The organism is Hydrogenophaga sp. OTU3427, assembly GCF_038440225.1.
Taxonomy (GTDB): domain Bacteria; phylum Pseudomonadota; class Gammaproteobacteria; order Burkholderiales; family Burkholderiaceae_C; genus Hydrogenophaga.
In genome coordinates, this window is the sequence record NZ_JASATI010000031.1 from 48,944 (window position 1) to 57,524 (window position 8,581).

Annotated in this window: 7 protein-coding genes; 6 read left to right on the plus strand and 1 reads right to left on the minus strand. The window is 63.3% G+C overall.

What is annotated here, in order from left to right:
- The first annotated feature begins 10 nt into the window (after positions 1-10).
- The 6 genes from AAHB17_RS16975 (at position 11) to AAHB17_RS17000 (ending at position 6,803) form a co-directional block, all read left to right on the plus strand.
- Positions 11-712 carry a class I SAM-dependent methyltransferase gene (locus AAHB17_RS16975; RefSeq protein ID WP_342131815.1) on the plus strand — a complete coding sequence of 234 codons (702 nt, stop codon included), beginning with the start codon at positions 11-13 and terminating at the stop codon, positions 710-712.
- 6 nt (positions 713-718) lie between these two features.
- Positions 719-1,105 (plus strand): GtrA family protein, encoded by a 387-nt coding sequence (locus tag AAHB17_RS16980; RefSeq protein ID WP_342131816.1) that lies wholly within the window; start codon positions 719-721, stop codon positions 1,103-1,105.
- Positions 1,106-1,198: 93 nt separating this feature from the next.
- The gene (locus tag AAHB17_RS16985) at positions 1,199-3,397 is read left to right on the plus strand and encodes a hypothetical protein (protein ID WP_342131817.1); all 2,199 of its coding nucleotides are present in this window, start codon (positions 1,199-1,201) and stop codon (positions 3,395-3,397) included.
- 43 nt (positions 3,398-3,440) lie between these two features.
- Positions 3,441-4,529, plus strand: coding sequence for a hypothetical protein (locus AAHB17_RS16990; RefSeq protein ID WP_342131818.1), 1,089 nt, complete (start codon positions 3,441-3,443; stop codon positions 4,527-4,529).
- 92 nt (positions 4,530-4,621) lie between these two features.
- On the plus strand, positions 4,622-5,260 hold the full coding sequence (locus tag AAHB17_RS16995; protein WP_342131820.1) for a class I SAM-dependent methyltransferase: 639 nt from the start codon (positions 4,622-4,624) through the stop codon (positions 5,258-5,260).
- 85 nt (positions 5,261-5,345) lie between these two features.
- Entirely contained in the window at positions 5,346-6,803 is a 1,458-nt protein-coding gene (locus tag AAHB17_RS17000) for a hypothetical protein (RefSeq protein ID WP_342131821.1), read from the plus strand.
- 13 nt (positions 6,804-6,816) lie between these two features.
- Here the strand turns inward: AAHB17_RS17000 and cysC are convergent.
- Positions 6,817-8,581: adenylyl-sulfate kinase (gene cysC / locus AAHB17_RS17005; protein ID WP_342131822.1), on the minus strand; the 1,765-nt coding region annotated here is incomplete at its 5' end.

Here is an 8,581-nt window from a genome sequence, read left to right on the forward strand (position 1 = left end):
GTTGCCCCGCATGTCCGCACACGAGTTTGACGCACACGCCGACAGTTATCGGCAGACACTTGACGATGCACTCGCCATGGGCGGGGGCGACAGCCTGTACTACGCCGAGCGAAAATTCGCAGCGTTGCGGGCCTTCATGGCCGAGCGCTCACGCGCCACGCCAACGGCCGTCCTGGATTTTGGCTGCGGGACCGGGACCAACCTGCCCTTCTTGCGCGAGCTTTTTGCCGACGCCGCCTTGTATGGGGTGGACGTTTCGAGCCGCAGCCTGGAGCTGGCCGGCGAGCGCCATGTCCCAGACTGTCAGTTGACTTCGTACGATGGCAAAACCCTGCCCTTTGACGGGGCGAAGTTCGATGTGGTGGTGGTGTCCAACGTCCTCCATCACATCGAACCGCCACACCGTGCGGCGACGCTGAAGGAAATCGCCCGCTGCATGAAACCCGGGGGCCTTTTGGTGGTATTCGAGCACAACCCTGCCAACCCCGTGACACGCAAGGTGGTCCGGGATTGCCCGTTCGACGTGGGCGTGACACTGGTCAGGCAGCGTGAGATCCAGGCGGTTTTGCGTGAGCTGGGTTATCGGGTTGCCAGCCTCTGGAACATCATCTTCGTCCCTGCTGCCCTGAAGAAAATGAATCCCGTCGAGCGGTCGCTGCGGTGGTTGCCGCTGGGTGCGCAATATGCGCTGTTCGCCGAGTGGCAAGGGTAGGCGGCCGTGAACCAGCCGTTGCTGCGCAAGTTGTCACGTTTCGCCACGGTGGGTGTCGCGAACGCCCTGGTCTATGCCGTGGCAACACGCCTGTATGCCGATGTGTTCGCGGTCAGTGCCGCGGTCGCCAGCGGCCTGGGCTATGCGACGGCTGTGCCGTTGGCCTTCTTCGGACATCGGCACCTGACGTTTGAAGTCAAGGGGGCGTTGTCGCCGCAGTTTGTGCGATTCATCAGCACGCAGCTGTTGGGATTTTTCCTGGCTGTTGTCATTGCCTGGCTGATCACCGATCTGATGGGGCAGCCCATCTGGTTGGGGGTTGGGGCCACCATATTGGCGGTTCCGGCCGTGAGTTATCTGGTGATGGACAAGTGGGTGTTTGCCCGTCCATGAGTGGTGAGATGTCTCCCCTTTCGAGCCAAGCGCCCAGCGCTCGGAGGTGTCTGGTTGTGTTGCCTGTATGGCGTGGTTACTGAGGGTCGTTGGATGTCAAGGTTTGCCTATATCACCGCGTGTTTGTTGCTGGGGGGGCTTGTCGCCGCCGCGATTTGGTTGCCCTTCGGCTTCGAAATGGGGGGACTGATCGAAGAGTGGGGTCTGTTGGGGCTGTACAGCAAATTCGGCCATTTTTTCGTCTCTGGCCGAGAGGGCATTCTTCCCAGTCTGGCGATGCGGCCCCTGACCTTCCTGATGCCCGGCCTGGCGAACAAGCTGAGTCCTCACTCCTTCGTGCCCTGGCACCTGTTGCTGATCGTCGCCCTGGTGCTCAAGGGAGCCGTGGGGGGCTGGTTGGTCTTGCGGCTGTCGCACTCCAGGCTGTTGGGCGCCATCGCGGTGCTGCTGTTCATCGTCTATCCAGCGGACACGATGCACGTGTCGCTGCGGAGCCTGCACATCGACTGGGCCATCACCTTTGTGATGTTGGGGGCCTGTGCGCTCATCGTGGCGCTTGAAAGAGAGGGTGGTGGGATCGCGGCCTATGCCTTGGCGGCGCTCGCTGCCGTATTGAGCGTGTGCGGCATCGCCATGTACGAAGCCTCGTTTGCCATGCTCCTGCTGGTGCCGGGCTACTTCTTTGTCAACGCGGGTGCTCGGGGTGCGCTGGCCATTGCATGGCGACAGGCTCGGGTGTGGCTGTTGTGTGGCGTGGGGCTCGGGCTGTATGGCTGGTATCTGGCGGGTGTCAGTGGGACGGGCGGCAGCTATCAAGGCAGCCTGGTCGGGGGGGCCGGTATCGTCGGGCTGCTTGCTGCGACCTTGCCCAAGCTCTTCACGGTGGGCGCCGCGCACGTTTTGTGGGGCGGGTGGGTGGAGTCATTCCGGCTGACCATGGAGCAGCCTGTCAGCAACCTGATCTACTTGGCGGTGTGTACCGTGGTGCTCGTTGCGGCTGCCGTGATCGCCGTTCGCGTGCCGCGTGAGCAGCCTGTTGACGCGGTTTCGTCGGCAAGCGCGTTCAGGCTGATGTGGGTCGGTGTGGTGATCGCACTGGCGGGCTATTTCCCCTATCTGTTCTCCTTGCCCCACCTCTCGATCAGCCAGCGCACTTTCCTGGCCGCCAGCCCCGGGGCTGCCTTGGTCTGGGTCGGGGCCCTGGCGTTCATTGTCGGTCGCAGCCGGGTGCTGGCGTTGCTGGTGTCGTCTGCGGCGGTATTGCTGGGTCTGACCTTCCAGCTGCATCAGTTTAGCCACTACCAATACCTTTCGGATCTGCAGCGCAAGCTGTTGGGCGAGGTGGCCAGCCAATACGGACAGAGAGAAGGCGCCCCACCCATCGTGGTCAGGGATCACAGCAACCTGCTGGGCCACACATGGATGTTTTTGCCCGAGAACCTGGGCTATGCCCTGTCGTACATCGTTGGGCATCCCACGGGGCCCGTGGAAATCTGCCGGCAGCCCGCGGGTGAATGGATGCGCAGGGATGGCTTGGGGCGCACCGGGCATTGCCAACAAGTCGATGGGCAGTGGATTTTTGAAGAAGCCGAACCTGTCGGTGGCCCTGGCCTGCCAGCGCCTGGCGGGCCACGCAAAGCGATCAAATGGCCGGTCGCAACCACCGTGACGCTGGACGTGGGGCGAGACCTGACGACGATCGGCGGCGGTGCGTCAATCGCCGCAGGTGGGGCCGTTCCTGGCGCCCAGCTGGCGGTGGCCGACCCCACGGGGCTGTACGGGGTGCATTGGCCATTTGCCGGGAAGCTGTGGCAGTCGAGTTATCGCGTTCGCGATTGCTACCGCTGGGATTTTGGTGATGTCTGGAGCCTGGAGTTGCCTGTCCGCGGCAGCGGGTGGCGCGAGGCTGAGTGGACGGTATCGGGGCTCGACAAGGTGTCTGCCGCGTGGAAGACCGCACGGACCGGCAGTTTGTATTTTGAGTTGTTGCCTCGGGATGCTGACTACGTGCTGCGCTTCCGCTTGTCCGCGGCGGCCAATGATGCGGTCCTGAAGGGGCTTGGCTTGTTGGTCAACGGCACACCGCTGCCGGTTGCTCTGAACGGTCTGGAAGGCACCGTGGCCGTGCCCCCGGGTATGCTGAAGCGGGGGACAAACGTGTTGGCATTCGAGTCGGAGGTCGCCAGAGATTACTATGGCCTGTCCATCATGCTGGACCGTGTGACGCTTGAGCCTGGATCGACCAAGCAGGGCGTGGACACGCCAGCAGGCCGGGGCCGGTGTGGCGCATGATCGCCCTCACGGAGGAGGGGCGAAGCCCGCGCAGAGGACCGCAATGAAGCACTGGTTCGGCGCTCTCCCCAGCCGCTTCCTGCCCATTGATCCGCTGCGCCGTCGGCGGGTCATGTGGCTGCTTAACCACAAGACACTCATGCCGGCCGAAGTGGGCGTGCTGAGATCCCTGGGCTTGTCGGTGTTTGTGCCGAAAGTATTGCCCTCGGGGATTGAATTCTCAAGGGCGGTGGTGGTCAGGGACCATGACGAGGCATTGGCGCTGCCCGCAGCCGTCCTGCATCGTCTCAATGCCCATCGCTTCTACGAAGACGCCTGGCCTGACGATCTGGCACGGATGATCAACCGCCACTTCGGCACGGTGATCACCTCGGTGTACCAACGGCCGTTGACCGAGACGGCCAAGCATTTTTCAGGCCGAATCGTGGCCCGCGTCTTTGGTCGGGAGCATCCCCGGACCTACCATGAGATCATGTCGTTTTATGGCCTGGAGCAGGCCATACAGGCGTGTGGCGAACGGTTTGTATTGGGGCAGGGGTATGACGCCGTTGGCGAGGTGGAGCCAGACTACCTGGCGAAGGCCGCCATGACCTTTGCCGTCGCCGTTCCTGACATGATCTGGCAGCAACAGAATACCTGGACCGGAGGTGGCGAACAATCGGTGCTGCTGCTGTGTCCACGCATCAATGACAATCCCTACTACACGGACCTTTATCGAAGCGTCAAGGCGATGATGGGCGATATTCCCCATCGCATCTTTGGCAAACAGTTCTCCGACGTCGCAGATCCCTGCGTCTTGCCTTATCTGACGGACAGTCGGCTGCTGCAGCTCTACCGGGAGGCGCCTGTTTTTGCCTACCACTCGACAGAGCCTCGCCATGTCCACTATTCACCTGTCGAGGCCATGGTCATTGGAACGCCAACGCTGTACCGCCAAGGATCATTGCTGGATGGCCTCGCGGGCCGACCTTTAGACGGCTGCTGCCGCGATGGGCAGGAAATGAGGGAGAAAGCGCTGCGTTTGCTGGGCGGCGACCGACAACTCGCGGAGGCAATCCGCGATCAGCAACCTGCGATCACCCGGCATTTCTCGGTAGATCAGGCAAGGCATCAGTGGGGCCGCCTGTTGTGATGAACGGTCCATGTCCGGGGGCAATGACAGGGTACAGTTGCGCGCGCCGAGAGTCTAGGGTGGCGGGCCTTACAGAAATAAGGAATACGTGAATGTCAGAAGTGCGATCGGGCGTGCGGCATCTGCTGGCGATGCCCATGCTCTACAACCTCTTTCAAGATTTGGTGGGGGCGAATACCTGGCGGCGAGCGGTGGTGAACCGTGCCTTGACGCCGGTCTTGAAGGATGCCCGCCGCGGAGCGCGCGTTCTGGACATCGGCTGCGGCCCCGCGGAGGTGTTGTCCTACCTGCCACCGCATGTCGACTACGTGGGCTTTGACCGCAACCCTGCTTACATTGCCAGCGCGCAAGAACGGTACCGCGATCGCCAGGCCCGATTCGTCTGCGACGAACTGACGGTGGACTACGATTCGCAGGAGTCGGGCTTTGATGTCATCCTGGCGCTCGGGCTGCTGCACCATCTGGACGACGCGACGGCTGAAAGCCTGTTTCGCGCGGCCAGGCAACGGTTGAAGCCAGGGGGCTTCCTGCTCACGCTGGACCCTTTGTACGCGCCTGAACAGTCGGGGGTGGCACGCTACATCATTTCCAAGGACCGCGGTACCCATGTCCGGACGGAGAACGGCTACCGTGGACTGGCCGGGCGGGTGTTTGACCAAGTGGTTTGCCAAATAGACCACCACCCGCTGCGCATACCCTACACGGGCATCGTGATGTCCTGTGCTGTGTGAGGTGATGTTGGGTGCGCCGGGTTTTTGATGAGAACAATGGATTGGATTCAGGGGGTCTTTGTGTTTATTGCTGATCGAGGTTCCCTTGAGATACGCTGTTGTTGCGACGGTCAATTACGTTCTTCTGCTGGATATCCAGACGAAACAGGTCAAGGTCCTGGAATCTGACCAGGGCGAGTACTACGGTGTTTCGTGGTTTCCGAAGGGGACCGAGCTTGCCTTGTCCCGAAGTGGTCTGAACAATTCGGATCTGGTGGATCTGAGGTCTTACGCGCTGTCTGAGGTCGGGTGGGTGTCCCTGGGGGGCGATGCTTCAAGCCGATGCCTGTCTGCGCCGCACCAAATCCTCTGCGCGCCCGATGGGCGCGTGGTGTGCACCAACACCGGAAGGAACGCGATTTCGGTGTTGGACATGAGGCGGCCGGGCGTTGTCACCCATGCCAAGATCAGCGATTCCCATTGGGATCGACTGTCGCCAGCGGAGGCGACGGGTGATCACTTGAACTCGGTGTTCATTGAGGGCGATCGGCTCTATGTGCTGGCTCATGGGTTTGCCGCGGGGTCCCGTCTGGGTGTTTTTTCCTATCCGGATTTGGACCTGATCGACGTGCAGCCGTTGGCGCCCAGGACGGGCATGCACAACATCTGGATCACGTCGGAGGGGCAGCGGGTTGCATGTGATTCGAACAACGGGACGGTGGTGGATATCGATGTGGCAACCCCGTTGTGGAACAGCGGCGGCCCCATTTTCACGCGCGGGTTGGCTGCGACGCCCGACCATGTGCTGGTGGGTGAGAGCCAGGTGGCGTCGCGGGGCGATCGACGCCACTCGATGAGCGGTGTCTGGGTCTTGGACCGCCACACCTGGAAGGCCCTGGACTACATCGCGCTGGGTCCCTACGGCGCCGTGCATGAGATCAGGATCCTGGATGTGCCCGACCTGGCGCACCATGCGACTGTGTTTGCGGGGCTGGAGCACCTGATCGCGGCAAATGGGGCGTTGGGCGATTTTCAACGCATGCGCCTTGACGCTGCGGACTTGGCGTACCGCCACAGCTCGTTGTGGGATCAGTTTCAATTGGTATTCGGCGGGGCGCTCTATCTGGAGGATGGACGGCGTCGCGCAGAGGCCAATTCGCTGTGTTGCATACTGCGGGCGGCAGCGCCCTCGTCATCGGCAATGCGTTTTGATTACACCTTGGACGTGGCTACCGACGCATCGCATGTGTCCGCGATCGCCGGCTACCAGGGGGCAGGGGCCGACTCGCACATGACCGCCTTCTTGCTGGAAAAGGTGAATCCACAACAGGCCGCGTTGTCGGTCTGGCGACACGACGGCACCGCTTGGACGCGCCTGCCCGCGTTTTCCCACGCGGGCCTGCCCGTCGAGGGGCGTTTTGAATACGCACCCACGGCAACGGGTGCGACGGTCTCCATCAATGGTCAGGTGGTCCTGCGTGTCCGCGCCCAGGAGGTGGGGTTGGACGCCTGTGACCAGGGCGTGGGCATCCGCTGGACGGCGGCCACGGTCGGCGTGGGTTGATGGCGGGGCCGCGTCAGGCGCAATACGTCTGCAGGCGCTGGATGGTGCTGGACAAATCCGCGTTGGCCGGCACCGTCACATCCGCTGCTTCCGGGGGCTCGTAAGCACTGTCGATGCCGGTGAAGTTGGGCAGTTGCCCGTGCCGTGCTTTCTGGTACAGGCCTTTGGGGTCGCGTTGTTCGCAGACCGCCAGGGGCGTGTCCATGAACACCTCCACAAAACGCGAGGGGCCGATCAGTTCCCGGGCCATCCGCCGCTCCTGCCGAAACGGTGAGATGAAGGCCGTGAGCACGATCAGGCCCGCATCGGCCATGAGCCTGGCCACCTCGGCCACGCGCCTTATGTTCTCGACCCGGTCGGCGTCGGTGAAGCCGAGGTCCCGGTTGAGGCCGTGGCGCACGTTGTCGCCGTCGAGGATGTAGGTGCGCAGGCCCTGCTGGTGCAGGGCCTGTTCCAGCGCGTTGGCCACGGTGGACTTGCCCGAGCCGGACAGGCCGGTGAACCAGATCACCTTGCCGGGGTGGCCGTTGAGCCGTTCCCGGTCTTCGCGTGTGATGGACAAGGCCTGGCGGTGGATGTTGTCGGCGCGCCTCAGGCTGTGGTGCAGCATGCCGGCGGCGACGGTGGCGTGGGTGAAGCGGTCCACCAGGATGAAGCCGCCCAGCGCCTGGCTTTCGCCGTAGGGGCGGAAGGCGATGGGTTTGCTCAGGGCCAGGTTGCACACACACATGTCGTTCAGGTCCATCTGTCTGGCGGCTTCGTGCGCCAGCTGGTGGTGGATGTCCACCCGGTGCTTGATGGCCGTGACCGTGGCCCCCGCCCATTGCGTGGCGAGCTTGAGGTCGTAGGTCCGGCCCACCATGCCGTGGTCTTCGTGCATCCACACCAGCGTGGCCTCGAACTGGTCGCTGGTCTGCAGCGGCGCCTGGGCCAGGCTCAGCACGTCACCCCGGGAGGCGTCGATTTCCTTGTCCAGCGTCACGGTGATGGCGTCGCCTTGCCGGGCCGTGTCCAGGTCGCCGTCGGCCGTGACGAGGCGCCGCACCTGCGCCGTCTGGCCCGAACGTGTGACCCGCACGGTGTCGCCGGGCTGGACCTGCCCGCTGGCGACGCTGCCCATGAAACCTCGGAAATCCGACGTGGGGCGGCTCACCGACTGGATGGGCAGCGCAAAAGGGGCGGTCGCCTGCCGCTCGATGGCGACGGTCTCCAGCCAACCCAGCAGCGTGGGGCCGCGGTACCAAGGCATCTGGCCCGAGCGCTCGGTGATGTTGTCGCCCTTGAGGGCCGAGAGCGGAATGGGTGTGATCTGGCTGAAGTTCAAGTCGCGGGCGAAGTGCTCGAAGTCCTCGGAGATGCGGTGGAACCGGGCGTGGTCGAAGCCCACCATGTCCATCTTGTTGATCGCCAGCACCACCTGCCGTATGCCCATCAGGTGGGCGATGAAGGCGTGGCGGCGGGTCTGGGGCAGCAGGCCGTGCTGCGCGTTGACCAGGACGATGGCCAGGTCGGCGGTGGAGGCGCCTGTCACCATGTTGCGGGTGTACTGCTCGTGGCCCGGGGTGTCGGCGATGATGAACTTGCGCCGCTGCGTGGCAAAGAAGCGGTAAGCGACGTCGATGGTGATGCCTTGTTCGCGTTCCGCCACCAGGCCGTCCACCAGCAGCGCGAAGTCCAGCGCCTCGCCCTGGGTGCCGTGCTTCTTCGAGTCCTGCGCCAGGGCCCCGGGGGGGGGGTTGGAAAACAGCCCCGCGGAAAACAACAAAACCCCCCCGAGG